The following is a 17,256-nucleotide window of genomic DNA, read 5'->3' on the forward strand; positions in this document are numbered from 1 at the left end:
TTATCAGGGTGTCAGTGCGCCGCGGGCGCGGGCAGGCTCCACCATGACAGCGTGTGGACGTCGTGCGCGCTGGTCCACAGCCCGGTCGCGGCGAACCGCAGTGCACCGCTGCCATTGGCCTTGCCCAGCCGTCCCAGGATCGTGAGCGACGACGGATCGATCATCACGAACGTCTGGTCGGCGGTCGTTCGCAGCCACACCGCGCCGCCGCCGGTATCGATGTCGCCATAGAGCAGGTCGGCGCCGATCTTCACCCGGCCGGACACGGTCCCGGTTGCAGGATCGACGCGGGCGAGCGTGCCGTCACCCTGTTCCTGCACCCACACCGCGCCCTCGCCCGCCGCAAGAAAGCCCGGCTGCTTGCCCAGCTTCGTCCGCGCAGTAACCGCGTTCGTCGCCGGATCGATGCGCTGAAGCGACTGTTCGCCGCTGCTCACCGCCCAGACCGCGTCGAAACCGAAGGCGAGATAATAGGTGCCGGGATCGACTGCGATCGACGCCGTGATGCCGTTGTCCGCCGGATCGATGCGGGCAACCTTGCCGCTTTCGTCGCTCGCGACCCAGATCGATCCGGCACCGGCCACCACATTCAGCTCGCCTTTCGGATTGGCGATGCCGGTCGGGATCGACGCCGTCAGCTCGGCCGTCTTCAGGTCGATGCGGTTCACCGAGCCCGCGGCGCAATCGGCAACCCATAGCGAGCCGGCGGCGATCGCCATTGCGCCGCAGGGGCGGCCCATCGCCACCTCGGCGAGCTTGCCGGCGCGCGACCATCGCTCGACGCGCCCCTTGTTCGTCACCCATACGCTATCGCCATCGACGGCCAGAAAGTCGGCAAAGCCGGGCACGGTGATGACCTGGGCCTCGCGCGGCTGCGGGTCGGCGGGGGCGGCCGCGGCGCTGGTGGCGGCCATTGCGGCGAGCATCGAAATCCAGTCCATCGCGCTCACCCCGCCACTGGGTCGGTCGATGACGGCTGGCGGTGCCTCAGCCTCGCGATGATCGGCTGGAACGGAAACAGCCATTGTTCCCGGATCGAAAGTCGCCTGCGATCATCCTGCCCCACCATCGCCGATTCGCCTTCCTTGTACGTGCCGAAAACGCGGTCGAGCAGGATCAGCGAATTGCCATAGTTGCACCGCGTGTCTTCATAGGCGACCGAATGGTGCAGGCTGTGATGACGGATCGTCGTGAACACGAAGCTATACCAGATCGGCGGGTTCGATCGCACATTGGCGTGTGCGAAGCCGGAGACGACGCCCATCACGCTCAGCGCGCAGAACACTGCGGCAAGCGGCAGATCGAACAACGCGACGACGCTCAGACTGATCAGGAACAGCTCGATCGGATTGCCGACATAGCCCTTGGCGGCGTTGAGCTGGGTGATGTGATGATGCGGCGCGTGCGTCAGCCAGAAAGGGCCGACATTGTGCATCAGCCGGTGCATCCAATATTGCCCGAACTCGATCAGGACGATCACCAGCGCCACCTGCACCAGGAACGGCAGCTGCATCGCCCAGGGCGTGCTGATGCCCAGCCCCTGTTTGAGCGCGAGCAGCGGTGCCTCTGCCAGCGCCTGCGAGGCCCAGCTGATCGCGGTCGCACCGAGCACGACGTAGAACAGGTCGGTCCAGAATTCGCGCCAGTTCATCCGCCAGCCGGCATGGCGTTCGAACAGGAATTCGAGCGCCTGGATATACAGCGTGATCAGCGACGAAACGATCACCAGCGTCCAGGGATTGTCGAGCACCGCGGCCGGCGCGAGCGCCCAGAAACAGACGACCGCCGCTACGGTCATCGGCGGAATCAGGTCTACGACACCGTGTTTCATTACCATTGCCTCGATCCGATGAAGGTCGCTGCCCCAGCGGCATGCGCCATCCTTTGGTCGATACGAAGCCTAGGGCAGTCGCCGCCGCCCGCGCAGGTGGCCGAATGACGTACCCCTGAAACGAAACGGCCGCGCAAGCCCCGGTTCAGGGGGTGCGCGGCCGATGCGTGCCGAAATAGCTTGCGATTCAGCGGGCCGAGGCAAGCTGAACGTTGCGCGTCTTGCCGGCCTGGGCGACGCGCGCTTCGATCTGGCTGCGAACCTGCTCGGCAACATCGGCGCGACATGTGCGCGCGCGCGCCTCGAGATCGGGGTGGATCGTCGCCAGGCTGTCGCCGCACACGGTGCGGGCGGCCTGATCGACCCGGATCGCCAGGCGCTGCTGGCCGTCGGCGGTCGCGAGGTCGAGGCCTTCGAGCGAAAGTACGGCGGAAGGCTTGCCGAAGCCGGTGTCGCTGGTGGCGGCAAAGGCAGCGGTGCTGATCGAAAGAGCGGCGGCCGCCGCGACAAGCAACTTCATCGAATTCTCCTGCAACCATCGCGCCGCCTCTACCGGGCGGCGAGGGCGATCTAGTCACGGAATCGAAGAGTCGCAAGACGAATCGCAATTAACACGCAAAATAACCCGCGTATCCTTCGATATCACAAGTTTTGCGTCGCAGCAAATGTTTATTACGATCCTAGTAGATGGTGATACTATTCACCTCATCTGCCCGGTTATTACAAATCATGGCGAACGTACGATCAGCGAAGCCAGTTCGACCTCGTGGCCGAGCAGGCCGACCGGAAGTCGCACGGTTTCGCGCCGTTCCAGATCGCCGGAAGGCGACAGGACGGCGACATCGAGCGTGCGCGCAAAGGGCAGTGCCAGCTCGCGGATCGTCGCCACCGGCACGCAAAGTTTCCAGCCCCGGCGGCCACTTGCATCGAAGGGGCGACCGTTGATCGCGATGCGCGATGCTGACGACTGCCGCTCGCCACGAACCAGCAGGCAATCGCCCGCATCGCGATGCACCAGCCTGGCGCTTGGCAGCGGGTCTGCGCTCGCATCGGACGCCGCGACAATCGAGATCAGAACGGCGAGGTTCAACCATCTACCCATGCAGGCCATGCTGACGGCCCGCGCGGCACCGCACCATGAGGCGTTTGACGTAGCGCCGCCTCAGTCGATCGCGATCCCGCGCGCTGCGAAGAACGCCGCCACCGGCGCCAGCACCGCTTCGTGTCGACGCCAGCGCGCGACCGAGTCGCGATAGATCGGCCGTCGTACCTGCGCCGCGCTGGGCGTTGAAACCGCCCCGCCCTGCGCATGGAAGTCGAGGCAGCGTTCCGACCATTCGAGCCCGCAATGGGCGAGCAGCCGGCGCGTCTCGCCTTCCTGGTCCGCAACAAGGTCTTCATAGTGCAAGTCGAGGATTCGGCCGGGCAGTTCGGCGCGCCAGAACGACATCAATCGCTCGAAACCCGCGACATATTCGGCAATGTCGAGCAGATCATAGCTATAGTCGTAATAGCGCGAGCCGATCGCGAACAGGTTACGGAAATTGGCCAGCACCGTGTCCATCGGATTGCGACGGAGGCAGACGATCGCCGCATTGGGCAGTGCGCGCGCGGCGATGCCGGCATAATGGAAATTGCCCGGAAACTTGTCGACGAAGCGAAGATCGTTCCGTCGGCGGTGATGCGCCGCCCGCGCCAAATAGTCGTGACCGATGACGCCCGGCCCCACGCCTGTCACGGCGGCCAGCGTCTCGACGTCGAGCACATTGCGGCTGCGGGTGCCCGATGCGGCCTTCACCGCGAGCGGCAGCGCCTGAAGCTCGCCAAGGCTTTCCACCGCCGGATGGGCCGCCAGGATCCGATCGACCAGCGTCGTTCCGGTCCGCGGCATCCCGATGATCAGGATCGGCGCCGCTTCGGGGCAGTCGATCGCCGGAGACGCGGCCATGGCAGGCCAGTTGGCGATCACGGCGTCCACGATCGCGCTGTCGCGCGCCGGATCATAGCCGATCGTCCTGCGATGCTCGGCATTCACCGCCAGCAGACAGGCCAGCGCCTCGTCGGCGCGGCCAACATCCTCGAGTTCCTTGGCAAGGGCATAGCCGGTGAGCAGTCGGTCCGTGCCCCGCGCACGCTGCTGTGCCTCGCGCAGCCGGGGGATGTGATGATGCTCTTCGCTCTGTTTGCACAGCCCGGCGAGCAGGTGATGGCCACGTGCGTGATCGGGGCTGCGCGCCAGCAGTCGCTCCAGCGCCGCCTCGGCTTCGTCAGCGCGGCCGAGAAAGCTCAGCGTCGCCGCTTGGTTATAGAGAAAGCTGTCATTGTCGGGCGCCAGCGCAACCGCAGCCACAAAATGCGGCAGTGCCGCTTCATGGTTGCCCAGCCGTGCATAGACGCAACCGATCGTATCGCGCGACAGTGCATCGGCGGGCGGATCGCGTTCGATAGCGGCCAGTTGCGCCGCCGCGTCGCCGTCGCGGCGCGCCAGCGCGTAGAGCCGGGCAAGCTGCGCGCGATATTCGCCGCGGGGCTGCGTCATCACCGCCGCCTCGATCTGGGCGATGGCGTCGGCGATCTGCCCTCGCTCCGCTGCAACGACGCCGAGGAGAAAGCGGCTCTCGGCTTCGGTGTCGGTCGCTGCGAGCGCCGGCCCGGCATGGCGGATCACGGTGTCGAAATCGCCCCGCGCCAGCGCTGCTCTCGCTGCAGCCAGGCTCATCCCGCGAGCGTCGCCACGGCGATCGCGGTAGCCGAGGCGCGGTTTTCCACGCCCATCTTCTGGAAAATCTGCTCGAGATGCTTGTTCACCGTGCGCGGGCTGATCGCCAGGATCTCGCTGATCTCGCGGTTCTGCTTGCCGCGACTGAGCCACACCAGCACTTCGGCCTCGCGGGAGGTCAGGCCGTGTCGTTCGGCCAGGATTCGCTCCGCTTCGCCTTCGCGTTTCTCGGTCAGCCGGAACAGCCACTCGCTCGCGCTCGTCCGGCGCAGGAAACTGCATTGAAGCGCGCTGTCGCCGATCTGCAACGTCGCCTGCGCGCCCGGCGGCACCGCGCCGTCCTGCAGCCGCTGCACGATCGTCGCCAGGTCGCCCGGCAGGTCCAGCTCGCGCGCCGACCATGCCGGAAACAGCCGCGCGATCGTATCGGCGGCAAGCGGGGTGAGCCAGCGCGTCCGCCCCGCCTCGTCAACGGCGAAGGAGGGGCGCCCTGTGGTGTCGAGCGCGAGCTGGCTGCTCTGCGTCATCCGTGCATTGGCAAGGTGAACCGCGACGCGCGCGAGCAGTTCGTCGACGACGATCGGCTTGTGGACATAATCGACCGCGCCCGAGTCGAGGCCGCGCACGACATGCTCGCTTTCGGTCAGCCCCGTCATGAAGATCACCGGAACGTGGCGGAAGCGACCGTCGCTCTTGATCTGCCGGGTGGTGCTGAACCCGTCGAGGCCCGGCATCACCGCATCCATCAGGATCAGGTCCGGCGTGCCATGTTCCAGCAGCTCCAGTGCCGCCAGCCCGTCGACCGCGATCAGCACCGTCATCCCCGCCTGCTCCAGCGTCGCGGTGAGGAAGCGCAGCGATTCGGGGGTGTCGTCGACCACCAGGATCGTCGCATCTGGATCGTCAGCCGGCATCGTCGAGCGTCCTTGCCAGCCCGCGCAGATCGAACGCCTCCAGCTTCGGCCGCAGGCGCGACACGAACCCGGCGCTTTCGGGAACGTCCCGCTCCAGCGTCAAGAGCGTGGTTTCGATGGCGCGAACATGCCCGAGCTTCATAAAGCGCCGAAGCTCGTCGAGATAGGGCTTGGCCGTCTCGGGCAGTGCCAGAGCAGGACCGGCGGGCGGCGTCGCCGCGGCCTCGTCGGCGATCCATTCCAGCCCGAGCTGGCGGGCGATCGTGTCGAGCAGCGCGTCGAGATCGACTGGCTTGGTGAGAAATGCGTCATGCGCGCGCCGCCCGTCGCGGCCCGCGTGAAATTCATGCGCATTCGCCGAAACCATCACGATCCGTAGCGCCGGGCCGAGCCGCGCGCGCAGCTGATCGGCGACCTCCCAGCCGCTGGTGCCCGGCATCTGGATGTCGAGCAGCACCAGGTCGGGCGCACAGTGCGCGGCCAGCGCCAGCCCTGCCGCGCCACCGCCCGCCTCGAACACCGAAAACCCCAGCGGCCGAAGCAGATGATTCACGACCGTGGTCTGCGCCGGATTGTCGTCGATCACTAGGATCGTCCGGCGCGGCCCGTGATAGCCGGTGACGCGCCGGCAGGCGGCGGTCCCCGGCGGTGCCTCGATCGGTTCGGGAAGCAGCAGGCGGAGCAGGAAGCGGCTCCCCTCGCCCATCGTGCTCGTCGCGGTCACTTCGCCGCCCAGGATCCGTGCGAGCACCCGCGTGATCGACAGGCCCAACCCGATGCCCGGCTGCATCGCGTCATCGGCATCGCGGCCGCGTTCGAACGGTTCGAAGATGCGCTCCAGATCCTCGGGCGGGATGCCGGGGCCGGTGTCGCGTATCTCGATCGCGGCAGACTGGCTGCGATAGCGCACGGTCAGCGTCGCGCCGCCCCGCTCGGTATATTTGATCGCGTTGGACAGCAGGTTGATCAGGATCTGCCGCAGCCGTTTCTCGTCGGTGCGGACATAGGCGGGCAGCCTTCCATCGACGACATAGTCGAGCGTCAGTCCCTTCGCCGCCGCCTGGACGCGGAACATCTCGACCACCTGGTCGAGCAACGCCGGCAGCCGCACCAGCTCCTGCCGAACCTGCAGCACGCCGCTTTCGACCCGCGAAATGTCGAGCAGCCCTTCGACAAGGTTGGTCAGGTGCTCGGCTGATCGCCGGATCACCCCGCCCGCCTCGGCCGCCGGGATCGCATCGCCGCGTTCGAGCAGCTGTGCATAGCCGTAAATGGCATTGAGCGGCGAGCGGATCTCGTGGCTCACCGCCACCAGATAGCGCGTCTTCGCGGCATTGGCGGCTTCTGCCGCATCCTTTGCCCGCTCGAGCGCCGCTTCGGTCTTGCGATGCGCGGCGATTTCCTCGCGAAGCCGCTCGGTCTGCACGCGATTCGCCTGTTCGGCCGCCCGGTGCGCGGTGCGGGCGCGAAGGAACAGGCGGAGGAAAATGGCTGCAACGGCAAGCGCAAGCCCCAGACAGAGTGTCCAAAGAATGCGCCCCAAAGCCATATGTGCTCAGCCCTTTCGCCTGGCCGGACACGCCCCGCCGCGCGTCCGCAGCAAGGGTCGGTAAATGCCCGAATGACGCATTGCAGCATCACAATTTGGGGTGACACATGCCATGCGACATGCCTATAAGTCGTATTACTGGATTGAGCAAACGTAATATCGTTCGCAACCATCCGGCGGCTGAAACTCGCGCTTTTCCGCGCGGGCAAGATGGGGGTCGAACATGGCAAGCTGGGTGTCCAAGGCGCGGGTGGCGGTAGCGGCGATGGCAATGCTGGCCACCGCATCGTGCGGCAATGGTGGCGGTGCGGCACAGCAGCCGCGCACCGAGTTCAACATCGGCTGGTCGATCTATGCGGGCTGGATGCCCTGGCCTTATGCCGAACAGGCCGGCATCGTGAAGAAATGGGCCGACAAATACGGCGTGAAGATCCACTTCGTGCAGGTCAACGACTATGTCGAGTCGGTGAATCAGTTCAACGCCGGCAAGCTCGACGGCGTGACCGTCACCAACATGGACGCGCTCACCATCCCCGCCGCGGGCGGCAAGGATACCAGCGCGATCATCCTCGGCGACTATTCCAACGGCAATGACGGCATCGTCCTCAAGAACGCCAAGAGCCTTGCCGACATCAAGGGCCGCACCGTCTATCTCGTCGAGCTGTCAGTGTCGCACTATCTGCTCGCGCGCGGGCTCTCCACCGTCGGCCTGCAGCTGTCGGACGTGAAGACGGTCAACACCTCGGACGCGGACATCGTCGGCGCCTTCGCCAACCCCGCCGCCACCGCCGTGGTCACCTGGAACCCGCAGCTGACCGAAGTCGCCAAGCTGCCGGGTGCGACCAAGGTGTTCGATTCGAGCCAGGTGCCGGCCGAGATCCTCGACCTGCTCGCCGTCGACACCGCCACGCTCAAGGCCAATCCGAATCTCGGCAAGGCGCTGGCGGGCATCTGGTACGAGACGATGCAGCTGATGCAGCGCAAGGACGCAACCGGCGCCGCCGCCCGCGCATCGATGGCCAAGCTCGCCGGCACGACGCCGCAGTCCTTCGACGCGCAGCTCAGCACGACGCATCTCTATGCCACGCCGCAGGATGCGGTGGCAGCGGTCAAGTCGCCGGCGATCGGCGCGACCATGGTGAAGGTGCGCGACTTCAGCTTCTCCAAGGGGCTGTTCGGCCAAGGCGCCAGGTCGGCCGATGCGATCGGCATCTCGGTGCCGGGCAAGACGATCGGCGACGCGAACAACGTCAAGCTGCGCTTCGACCCGACCTATATGGAGCTGGCCGCGGCCGGCAAGCTCTGAGGGGGCAACCCATGCGCTGGGTGAACATCCGCCCCCGCCGCCGCACCGGCCTGGTGCTCGGCGCACTGCCGTTGCTGGTCGTGGCAGCAATCTATCTCTTCGCCTCGGCGATGCGCCACGCAGCGAACCCGTCGGACAAGCTGCTGCCCACGCCGGGCGCGATGGTCGAGGCGATGCACGGCCTGCTCGCCCAGGCCGATCCACTCAGCGGCCGCCTGCTCTTCTGGGCGGACACGTTGGCCAGCCTGGAACGGCTTGGCATGGCGCTCGGCATCTGCGCGCTTTCGGCGCTGCTCGTCGGCATGGTGCTGGGCGTGCTCCCCGCCGCCCGCGCCACCTTCGGCGCCTTCGTGACCACGATCGCGGTGATCCCGCCGATCGCGCTGCTGCCGGTGCTGTTCATCGTGTTCGGGCTGGGCGACACCGCCAAGGTCGCGCTGATCGTGATCGGCGTGACGCCCTTCCTGATCCGCGACCTCGCCGACCACATCACCGCGATCCCGCAGGAACAGCTGATCAAGGCGCAGACGCTCGGTGCCAGCAGCTGGCAGCTCGCGCTCCGCGTCGCGCTCCCCCAGGCGCTGCCCCGGCTGATCGCCGGCATCCGCCTCTCGCTCGGGCCGGCCTGGGTCTATCTGATCTCGGCCGAGGCGATCGCGTCGGACGTGGGGCTCGGCTACCGGATCTTCCTCGTGCGGCGCTATCTCTCGATGGACATCATCATCCCGTACGTCGCCTGGATCTCGATCCTCGCGATCCTGATGGACGTGGCGCTGGCCCAGCTGAGCAAGCGCGCCTTCGCCTGGGCACACGGAGCCGCCCGATGAGCGCGCTCCTCGCCTTCCAGAATGTCTGGCTCGAATATGGCGACAAGGTCGTACTCGAACGCGTCGACCTCGACATCGCCGAGCGCAACTTCGTCTCGATCGTCGGCCCCTCGGGGGCGGGCAAGAGCAGCTTCCTGCGGCTGGCGCTCGGCCAGGAACGCCCGACCCGCGGCAAGATCCTGCTCGACGGCACGCCGCTGCCCGGCGAATGCGGCCCCGATCGCGGCGTCGTGTTCCAGCGCTATTCGGTGTTCCCGCATTTGACCGCGCTCCGGAACGTCATGTTCGAGCGCGAATGCGTGGGCGCGCCGCTCACCGCCCGGCTGTTCGGCGCCGCCCGCCGCCGTGCCCGCGACGAAGCCGCCGCGATGCTCGCCGAGGTGGGCCTGGGCGACGCGCTCGACCTCTACCCCGCGCAGCTCTCGGGCGGCATGCAGCAGCGGCTCGCCATCGCCCAGGCGCTGATCGCCCGCCCCCGCGTGCTGCTGCTCGACGAGCCGTTTGGCGCGCTCGATCCCGGCATCCGCCAGGACATGCACCGGCTGATCCTCAAGCTGTGGGAAGAGCATGCGCTCACCGTGCTGATGGTCACCCACGACATTTCCGAGGCGTTCAACCTCGGCACCCGCGTGCTCACCTTCGACAAGCGCCGCGTGGATCCACACGCCCCGCACCGCTTCGGCGCGACCGCCGTCTACGACCTCCACCTCACCCGCAAGCGGCGCGAGGCGATCGTCGAGGCGCAGCAGGAAGTATTACGATTGACAGAATCAGTAATAAACGGGAAAGAGGAATCATTGTGAAGGAACCGTCCTCCTCCCTCGCCCGGCTCAGCATGAGCCTGCCCGCCGAACTCTTCCGCCAGCTCGATGAAATGGTGGAGGATCGCGGGCTCCCCTCGCGCTCGCAGCTGATCGCCGAGCTGATCCGCGACGAGCTTGCCGAGCAGAGCGCCGCCTCGCGCCCCGAGGAGATGCTCGCGGGCACGATCACGCTCGTCTACCGCGCCGATCTCGGCCGGGTGCGCCACCAGTTGGCGCAGACCCAGGCCGAGTATCTGAAGGAGGTCATCTCCTCGCAGCACGTGTTCCTGGAGGACGACCAGTCGCTCGAGGTGCTGCTGGTCCAGGGGCCGGCACGCCGGCTGCGCGACCTGTGCGACGCGCTGCGCAAGGTGCGTGGCGTGCAGCAGCTGCGCCTCTTCACCACCACCGCGCTGCTGCCCCCGCTCCACGAGCAGGACGAGGCGGCAGCCCCAACCGGGAGCAAGGCGGCATGAGCATTCTCGCCGACCCCAATGCCGCACGTGACCATGCGCGGGCGATGGCCGGCACCGTCGTCGAGGCGATGCCGATCCTGCCGCCCCAGGCGGACGACCTGCCTGCGGGCGTTTCGCCCGACGATCTGGTCTGGGAAGAGACGATCGCCGCCGGCGGCTATGCCAGCCGCGTGCTGTCGCGCGGCAGCCGGCTGCGGCTGATCGACCTGCAGGGCGATGCGTGTGTGTCGCTCCAGCTGTTCAACGCCGCGATGCCGACCGAACGGCTCAATGTCGCCGATACGGTGAAGGTGCAGTGGAACGCCTATCTGGGCGAGGGCAGCCTGTTCCTGTCGGACATGGGCCGGGTGCTCGCCAGCATCGAGGAGGACGGTGCCGGCACGCATGACGCGTTCTGCGGCGCGTCCAACGTCGCATCGAACGCGCGCCGCTATGGCGACGGCAGCAATTCGGGGCCGTTCCCCAATGCCCGCGACCGGCTGTTGCTCGGCGCCGCCAAGCACGGCTTGACCCGCCGCGACGTGCATCCGTGCGTCAACCTGTTCAAGGGCGTCCGCATCGCCGCCGACGGCACTACCGAACCGCAGCTCGGGCCCTTCGCCCCCGGCCGCACGCTGGTGCTGCGCGCCGAGATGGACCTGATCGTCGTGCTGGCCAATTGCCCGCACGTCCTCGATCCGCGCCCCTGGACCGTCACCCCCTTGCGCGCCACCGCCTGGCGCGGCCCGGTGACTCCGCAAGACGATCCGATCCGCAACGCGACGCCCGAGCGGCAGCGCGCCTTCCTCAACACCGAAGACTGGGTCCGCCGCTGATGGAACAGGATATGGCACTTGCCGGCCTCACCGGCCGGGTGGTCCATGACGAGATCGTCCCCGCCCGCGCGCCCTGGCTGCACCGCGTGAAGGCGGGCGAAACGCTCCGCGTCGTCGACCTCGAAGGCAACCAGGCGGTCGATTTCCTCCTCTACGCCACCCACGACGATGCCGAGCGCTACAGCGCGCAGGACACGATCGCGGCGCAGGCCAACATCTTCCTGCGCACCGGCAGCGTCCTGCGCTCGAACGAGGGCCGGCCGATGATGACGATCACCGCGACGGCGGTCGAGTATCACGACACGATCGGCGGCGCCTGTTCGTGCGAGTCCAACACGCTGCGCTACGGCCATTTCACCAAGGCGCAGCACGCCTGTGTCGACAATTTCCTCGAAGCCAACCTCCGCGACGGCCGGGGCAAGCGCGACATCGTGTCGAACGTCAATTTCTTCATGAACGTGCCGGTCGAGGCCGATGGCGCGCTCGGCATCGTCGACGGCATCTCGGCGCCCGGCCTTACCGTGGACCTTCGCGCAGAAATGGATGTGACCGTGGTCGTTTCGAATTGCCCGCAGATCAACAATCCCTGCAACGGCTTCAATCCCACCCCCGTTCGCATGATCGTCACCGCATGAGCGGCGTGCGCACGGTCCTGATCGCCAATCGCGGGGCGATCGCCTGCCGGATCATCCGCACGCTCAAGACAATGGGCATCCGCTCGGTCGCGGTGTTCTCCGATGCCGACGAAGCCTCGCGCCATGTCGCGCTCGCGGACATCGCGGTGCGGATCGGCCCCGGCCCGGCGGCGGAAAGCTATCTCGACGTCGCGCGCATCCTCGCAGCCGCCAAGGAAACCGGCGCCGACGCGATCCACCCCGGCTATGGTTTCCTATCCGAGAACGCCAGTTTCGCCGAGGCCTGTGAGGCCGCCGGCATCGCCTTCATCGGCCCGACCCCGGACAGCATCCGCGCCTTCGGCCTCAAGCACAGCGCCCGCGCGCTGGCCGAGGCGGAGAATGTCCCCCTCGCCCCCGGCACCGGCCTGCTCGACAGCGTCGAGGCCGCGCTCGAAGCGGCGGAGCGCATCGGCTATCCGGTGATGCTCAAGGCGACCGCCGGCGGCGGCGGCATCGGCATGCGGGTGTGCACCGACGCACAGGCGGTGCGCGACGGCTATGCCGCGGTGGCGCGGCTGGGCGCGGGCAATTTCGGCGATGCCGGGCTGTTCCTCGAACGCTTCGTGCCGCGCGCCCGCCATGTCGAGGTGCAGATCTTCGGCGACGGCCAGGGCCGGGTCGTGGCGCTCGGCGAGCGCGACTGCTCGCTCCAGCGCCGCAACCAGAAGGTGGTGGAAGAAGCCCCAGCCCCCCACCTGCCCGAGCGCGTCCGCGCCGCGCTGATCGAGGCGGCGGTGCGGCTGGGCCGGGCGGCCAATTACCGCTCCGCCGGCACCGTCGAGTTCCTCTACGATTCCGCGCGCGAGGACTGGTTCTTCCTCGAAGTGAACACACGGCTGCAGGTCGAGCACGGCGTTACCGAGGAAGTGACCGGCGTCGATCTGGTCGAGTGGATGGTGCGCGGTGCGGGCGGCGACTACAGCTTCCTCGACACCCCCGTCCCCGCCCCCAAGGGCTGGTCGATCCAGGCGCGGCTTTATGCCGAGGATCCGGCGGTCGATTTCCGCCCTGCCTCCGGCACGCTGACCGACGTGGCCTTCCCCGAAGGCGTCCGCGTCGAGAGCTGGGTGGAATCGGGCAGCGCGGTTTCCTCCTTCTACGATCCGATGCTCGCCAAGCTGATCGTGCACGGCGAGGACCGCGAGTCCGCCGTCGCGGCGATGCAAGCGGCGCTCGACCGCACCCGCTTCGCCGGCATCGAGACCAATGTCCGCTGGCTGCGCGACGTGGCCCGCAGCGAGGACTTCGTCACCGGCGACGTCTCGACGCGCTCGCTCGAAACCGTCGTCCACCGCCCGCAGAGCATCGTCGTCCGCTCGGCCGGCACCGCGACCAGCGTGCAGGACTATCCGGGCCGCGTCGGCCTTTGGGACATCGGCGTGCCGCCCTCGGGCCCGATGGACGCGCGCGCCTTCCGCCTCGGCAACATGCTGCTCGGCAACGACAGCACCGCGCCCGGGCTGGAGATGACCGCCACCGGCCCCACGCTCCAGTTCAACACCGCGACGCGCATCGTCCTCACCGGCGCCGATTTCGCCGCGACGCTCGACGGCAAGCCGGTCGAGCGCAACAAGCCGATCGCCATCGCCGAGGGCCAGACGCTGGCGCTCGGCCGCGTCACCGGCGGCGGCATGCGCGGCTATATCCTTTTCGCGGGCGGGCTCGACGTGCCGAGCTATCTCGGCAGCGCCAGCACCTTCGATCTCGGCGAGTTCGGCGGCCATGGCGGGCGCGTGCTCCGCGTCGGCGACACGCTGCACCTGACCGATCATGCACCGGCGGTGATCCCCGGCCCGCGCGCGATCGCGCAGGAGCCGCTCGGCCCCGACTGGACGATCCGCGTCCTCTATGGCCCGCACGGCGCTCCCGACTTCTTCGCGCCGGAGGATGTCGACACGATCCTCTCCGCCGAGTGGAAGGTCCACTATAACAGCAACCGCACCGGCGTGCGGCTGGTCGGCCCCAAGCCGCACTGGGCGCGCAAGGATGGCGGCGAGGCGGGGCTGCACCCGTCGAACATCCACGACAATCCCTACGCGATCGGCGCGCTGGATTTCACCGGCGACATGCCTATCATTCTAGGCCCCGACGGTCCCTCGCTCGGCGGCTTCGTCTGCCCGTTCGTGGTGATCGCGGCGGACCTGTGGAAGGTCGGCCAGCTCGCGCCGGGCGACCGCATTCAGTTCGAGCAGGTCAGCCTCGACGAGGCCGATGCCGCCGCGCAGGCCGAAGAAGCTTGGATCGAAGGCCGCGCCGCCACCGCGACCAGCCCCGCCAAGGGCGGCGGGCGCGACGCGATCCTGGTCGACCTGCCCGCCAAGGGCCGCCGCCCGCGCGTGCTGTTCCGCCGCCAGGGCGATCGCAACCTGCTGGTCGAATATGGCCCGATCACGCTCGACCTCGAGCTGCGCCTCCGCGTCCATGCCGCGACCACCGCGCTCGCCGAACTGGCGCTTCCGGGGATCCTCGACATCGTGCCGGGCATCCGCTCCTTCCAGGTGCATATCGACGGCATCCGCCTGAAGGAGGCGGCGCTGATCGAGCGGCTGGTGCAGATTGAGGACGCACTCGGCGACCTCGAGGATTTCGTCATCCCCTCGCGCATCGTCCACCTGCCGCTCAGCTGGAACGACCCCGCGATCCACGAGACGATCCAGCGCTACATGCGCGTGGTCCGCGACGACGCGCCCTGGTGCCCGGACAATATCGAGTTCATCCGCCGCGCCAACGGGCTCGCCAGCGCCGAGGAGGTGCACCGGATCATCTTCGACGCCAGCTACCTCGTCTACGGGCTGGGCGACGTGTATCTCGGCGCGCCGGTCGCCACCCCGATCGACCCGCGCCACCGGCTGGTCACCACCAAGTACAACCCGGCCCGCACCTGGACGCCGCCCAACGTGGTTGGCATCGGCGGCGCGTATATGTGCATCTATGGCATGGAGGGACCGGGCGGCTATCAGCTGTTCGGCCGTACCATCCAGGTGTGGAACACCTATCGCCAGACTGGCGCCTTCGCCGAGGGCAAGCCCTGGCTGCTGCGCTTCTTCGACCAGATCCGCTTCTTCCCCGTCAGCCATGAAGAGCTGACCGAATGGCGGCGCGACTTCCCGCTCGGGCGCCGCGAAATCAAGATCGAGGAAACCGAGTTCCGGCTTTCCGAGTATCGCGAATTCCTCGCCGAGAACGCGCGCTCGATCGCCGCATTCGAGAAGCAGCGCAACGCCGCCTTCGCGGCCGAGCGCGCCGATTGGGAACGCAAGGGCGAGTTCGACCGCGTCGCCAGCCTCACCGAAAGCGCGGATGACAGCGCCGACGAGGCGGTGACGGTGCCGGAAGGCGCCGAACTGGTGGAAGCGCCGTTCGGCGGCAGCGTGTGGAAACTGCTCAAGGAGGTCGGCGACCCGATCGATGCGGGCGAGACCATCGCCGTGCTCGAAGCGATGAAGATGGAGTTCCCAGTGACCAGCCCGGCCGCGGGCACGGTCGCGGCGCTCTATGTCGCCGAGCGGCAGACGGTCACCCCGGGCTCGCCGGTGCTGGCCTTGGTGCGGGCATGACGGCGCTCGACCGACTCCCGGTCGCCGGCATCGCCGCCGAGGTGCAGGCGGGCCGCCGCAGCGCGCTCGCGGTGATCGAGGATGTGCTGGCGCGGCTCGACGCATACGACGCGATCCAACCGGCGGTTTGGATCTCGCGGTTCGAGCCCGATGCTCTGCGCGCCGCCGCTGCTGCAGTGGATGCCCGCATCGCCGCCGGAGAGACGCTGCCGCTGGCCGGCGTGCCCTTCGCGGTGAAGGACAATATCGACCTCGCGGGCCTCGCCACCACCGCCGCCTGCCCCGCCTTCGCCTATCAGCCCGAGCAATCGGCAACCGTGGTCGCGAAGCTGGTGGCTGCCGGGGCGATCCCGGTCGGCAAGGCCAATCTCGACCAGTTCGCCACTGGGCTCAACGGCACGCGCAGCCCCTATGGCATTCCGCGCAACGCCTATAACCGCGCCTGGGTGAGCGGCGGCTCCAGCTCGGGCTCGGCCGTCGCGGTCGCCGCTGGGCTGGTCGCCTTCGCGCTCGGCACCGACACCGCCGGCTCGGGCCGCGTGCCCGCCGCGTTCAACCATCTCGTCGGGCTCAAGCCGAGCAAGGGCCGCTGGAGCAGCACCGGCCTCGTCCCCGCCTGCCGCACGCTCGACTGCATCACCGTTTTCGCGGGAAGCACCGAGGATGCGGCGCTGGTCGACAGCATCGCCGCCGGTTTTGACGCGACGGACTCGCTCTCCCGCAACCTGCCGGACCTGCCCCGCGCCCGCCGCCGCATCGGCGTGCCGCAGCCTGCGCAATGCCGCTGGTTCGGCGACATCGAATCCGAGTTTCTCTACCGTCAGGCGCTGGACGGGCTCGATGCCGAACTGGTCGAGATCGACCTCGCCCCGCTCGATGAAGCCGCCCGCCAGCTCTACGACGGGCCGTGGGTCGCCGAGCGAACGGCCGCCCTGCAAACCCTGCTGCTCGAGAACCCCGACGCGATCCACCCGGTGGTGCGCGAGATCGTCGAAGGCGGCTTCGGCTATAGCGCGATCGATGCGTTCAACGGCGCCTATCGCCTCGCCGAACTCGCCCGCGTCGCCGAGGCGATGTGGGAGAAGGTCGACCTGCTCGCCCTTCCCACCGCGCCGACCAGCTACCGCGTCGCGGAGATGCTCGCCGAGCCGATCAGGCTGAATGCGAGCCTCGGCGCCTACACCAATTTCGTGAACCTGCTCGACATGGCCGCGATCGCCGTACCCGCCGGCACCTACGCCAGCGGCGTCGGCTTCGGCGTGACGCTGATGGGCCCGGCGGGCACCGATCGCGCGCTGCTCGACGCGGCGAACGCACTTTTCCCCGCGCCGGCATCCCCGCCGCCGCTGGACCTGGAGGGACGGATGGAAACGGTGAAGCTCGCGGTCGTAGGCGCCCATCTCGAAGGCATGCCGCTCCACTGGCAGCTGACCTCGCGCGAGGCGAAGTTCGTCGCGGCGACGACCACCGCGCCGACCTACAAGCTCTACGCCATGGCGGAGAGCGTGCCGCCCAAGCCCGCGCTGGTCCATAGCGAGGACGGTGCGGCGATCGCGCTGGAAGTCTATGCGCTGGACATGGCCGCGTTCGGCAGCTTCGTCGCCGAAGTGCCGCCGCCGCTCGCGATCGGCACGGTGACGCTGGCCGATGGCAGCATGGTCAAGGGCTTCGTCGCCGAACCGCGCGCGATGACCGGCGCGGAGGACATCACCGCGCTCGGCGGCTGGCGCGCCTATATCGCGCGGGGCTGAGTGCATCGCCGGCTCGGCCCGGATGAAGCGC

Annotated in this window: 15 protein-coding genes; 8 read left to right on the forward strand and 7 right to left on the reverse strand. The window is 68.1% G+C overall.

What is annotated here, in order from left to right:
- Positions 1-11: 11 nt before the first annotated feature.
- The 7 genes from ACX40Y_RS08220 to ACX40Y_RS08250 form a co-directional block, all read right to left on the reverse strand.
- Complete coding sequence (locus ACX40Y_RS08220; protein WP_459119068.1) at positions 12-941, reverse strand: Vgb family protein; 930 nt, start codon at positions 939-941, stop codon at positions 12-14.
- A 5-nt stretch (positions 942-946) separates the two neighbouring features.
- Positions 947-1,831: a sterol desaturase family protein gene (locus tag ACX40Y_RS08225; RefSeq protein WP_459119069.1), complete on the reverse strand. Its 885-nt coding sequence runs from the start codon at positions 1,829-1,831 to the stop codon at positions 947-949.
- Positions 1,832-2,018: 187 nt separating this feature from the next.
- Positions 2,019-2,351, reverse strand: a complete 333-nt coding sequence (locus ACX40Y_RS08230) for a UrcA family protein (RefSeq protein WP_459119070.1) — start codon at positions 2,349-2,351, stop codon at positions 2,019-2,021.
- A 207-nt stretch (positions 2,352-2,558) separates the two neighbouring features.
- Entirely contained in the window at positions 2,559-2,933 is a 375-nt protein-coding gene (locus ACX40Y_RS08235; RefSeq protein WP_459119071.1) for a hypothetical protein, read from the reverse strand.
- 60 nt (positions 2,934-2,993) lie between these two features.
- A complete protein-coding gene (locus tag ACX40Y_RS08240) occupies positions 2,994-4,550 on the reverse strand; it encodes a sulfotransferase family protein (RefSeq protein ID WP_459119072.1) in 1,557 nt (518 codons plus the stop codon).
- Positions 4,547-5,464, reverse strand: a complete 918-nt coding sequence (locus ACX40Y_RS08245; RefSeq protein WP_459119073.1) for a response regulator — start codon at positions 5,462-5,464, stop codon at positions 4,547-4,549. The genes ACX40Y_RS08240 and ACX40Y_RS08245 overlap by 4 nt, the downstream gene beginning before the upstream one ends.
- Positions 5,454-7,013 (reverse strand): ATP-binding response regulator, encoded by a 1,560-nt coding sequence (locus ACX40Y_RS08250; protein WP_459119074.1) that lies wholly within the window; start codon positions 7,011-7,013, stop codon positions 5,454-5,456. Before ACX40Y_RS08250 ends, ACX40Y_RS08245 begins: the two co-directional genes overlap by 11 nt.
- A gap of 223 nt (positions 7,014-7,236) precedes the next feature.
- Here ACX40Y_RS08250 and ACX40Y_RS08255 point away from each other — a divergent pair, with 223 nt between their 5' ends.
- The 8 genes from ACX40Y_RS08255 to atzF are packed head-to-tail and all read left to right on the forward strand — an operon-like array spanning position 7,237 to position 17,225.
- A complete protein-coding gene (locus ACX40Y_RS08255; RefSeq protein ID WP_459119075.1) occupies positions 7,237-8,319 on the forward strand; it encodes a putative urea ABC transporter substrate-binding protein in 1,083 nt (360 codons plus the stop codon).
- Between the two features lie 11 nt (positions 8,320-8,330).
- Entirely contained in the window at positions 8,331-9,146 is an 816-nt protein-coding gene (locus ACX40Y_RS08260; protein ID WP_459119076.1) for an ABC transporter permease, read from the forward strand.
- Positions 9,143-9,949, forward strand: coding sequence for an ATP-binding cassette domain-containing protein (locus ACX40Y_RS08265; RefSeq protein WP_459119077.1), 807 nt, complete (start codon positions 9,143-9,145; stop codon positions 9,947-9,949). Before ACX40Y_RS08260 ends, ACX40Y_RS08265 begins: the two co-directional genes overlap by 4 nt.
- Positions 9,950-9,981: 32 nt before the next feature.
- Positions 9,982-10,425 carry a CopG family ribbon-helix-helix protein gene (locus tag ACX40Y_RS08270; protein WP_206364592.1) on the forward strand — a complete coding sequence of 148 codons (444 nt, stop codon included), beginning with the start codon at positions 9,982-9,984 and terminating at the stop codon, positions 10,423-10,425.
- Entirely contained in the window at positions 10,422-11,240 is an 819-nt protein-coding gene (locus ACX40Y_RS08275; protein WP_459119078.1) for an urea amidolyase associated protein UAAP1, read from the forward strand. Before ACX40Y_RS08270 ends, ACX40Y_RS08275 begins: the two co-directional genes overlap by 4 nt.
- The gene (locus ACX40Y_RS08280; protein WP_019367883.1) at positions 11,240-11,875 is read left to right on the forward strand and encodes an urea amidolyase associated protein UAAP2; all 636 of its coding nucleotides are present in this window, start codon (positions 11,240-11,242) and stop codon (positions 11,873-11,875) included. The genes ACX40Y_RS08275 and ACX40Y_RS08280 overlap by 1 nt, the downstream gene beginning before the upstream one ends.
- Positions 11,872-15,474 carry an urea carboxylase gene (gene uca / locus ACX40Y_RS08285; RefSeq protein WP_459119079.1) on the forward strand — a complete coding sequence of 1,201 codons (3,603 nt, stop codon included), beginning with the start codon at positions 11,872-11,874 and terminating at the stop codon, positions 15,472-15,474. The genes ACX40Y_RS08280 and uca overlap by 4 nt, the downstream gene beginning before the upstream one ends.
- Positions 15,471-17,225 carry an allophanate hydrolase gene (atzF, locus tag ACX40Y_RS08290; protein WP_459119080.1) on the forward strand — a complete coding sequence of 585 codons (1,755 nt, stop codon included), beginning with the start codon at positions 15,471-15,473 and terminating at the stop codon, positions 17,223-17,225. The genes uca and atzF overlap by 4 nt, the downstream gene beginning before the upstream one ends.
- The last annotated feature ends 31 nt before the right edge of the window (positions 17,226-17,256 follow it).

It is taken from the genome of Sphingomonas sp. RS6 (assembly GCF_054489705.1).

Bases quoted from the DNA above. Each gene is read 5' to 3' on its own strand.
- ACX40Y_RS08245 (WP_459119073.1), bottom strand. From the start codon at position 5,464: ATGCCGGCTGACGATCCAGATGCGACGATCCTGGTGGTCGACGACACC.
- ACX40Y_RS08260 (WP_459119076.1), top strand. From the start codon at position 8,331: ATGCGCTGGGTGAACATCCGCCCCCGCCGCCGCACCGGCCTGGTGCTC.
- uca (WP_459119079.1), top strand. From the start codon at position 11,872: ATGAGCGGCGTGCGCACGGTCCTGATCGCCAATCGCGGGGCGATCGCC.
- ACX40Y_RS08275 (WP_459119078.1), top strand. From the start codon at position 10,422: ATGAGCATTCTCGCCGACCCCAATGCCGCACGTGACCATGCGCGGGCG.
- ACX40Y_RS08230 (WP_459119070.1), bottom strand. From the start codon at position 2,351: ATGAAGTTGCTTGTCGCGGCGGCCGCCGCTCTTTCGATCAGCACCGCT.
- ACX40Y_RS08235 (WP_459119071.1), bottom strand. From the start codon at position 2,933: ATGGGTAGATGGTTGAACCTCGCCGTTCTGATCTCGATTGTCGCGGCG.
- ACX40Y_RS08270 (WP_206364592.1), top strand. From the start codon at position 9,982: ATGAGCCTGCCCGCCGAACTCTTCCGCCAGCTCGATGAAATGGTGGAG.
- ACX40Y_RS08265 (WP_459119077.1), top strand. From the start codon at position 9,143: ATGAGCGCGCTCCTCGCCTTCCAGAATGTCTGGCTCGAATATGGCGAC.
- atzF (WP_459119080.1), top strand. From the start codon at position 15,471: ATGACGGCGCTCGACCGACTCCCGGTCGCCGGCATCGCCGCCGAGGTG.
- ACX40Y_RS08225 (WP_459119069.1), bottom strand. From the start codon at position 1,831: ATGAAACACGGTGTCGTAGACCTGATTCCGCCGATGACCGTAGCGGCG.
- ACX40Y_RS08280 (WP_019367883.1), top strand. From the start codon at position 11,240: ATGGAACAGGATATGGCACTTGCCGGCCTCACCGGCCGGGTGGTCCAT.
- ACX40Y_RS08220 (WP_459119068.1), bottom strand. From the start codon at position 941: ATGGACTGGATTTCGATGCTCGCCGCAATGGCCGCCACCAGCGCCGCG.
- ACX40Y_RS08250 (WP_459119074.1), bottom strand. From the start codon at position 7,013: ATGGCTTTGGGGCGCATTCTTTGGACACTCTGTCTGGGGCTTGCGCTT.
- ACX40Y_RS08255 (WP_459119075.1), top strand. From the start codon at position 7,237: ATGGCAAGCTGGGTGTCCAAGGCGCGGGTGGCGGTAGCGGCGATGGCA.
- ACX40Y_RS08240 (WP_459119072.1), bottom strand. From the start codon at position 4,550: ATGAGCCTGGCTGCAGCGAGAGCAGCGCTGGCGCGGGGCGATTTCGAC.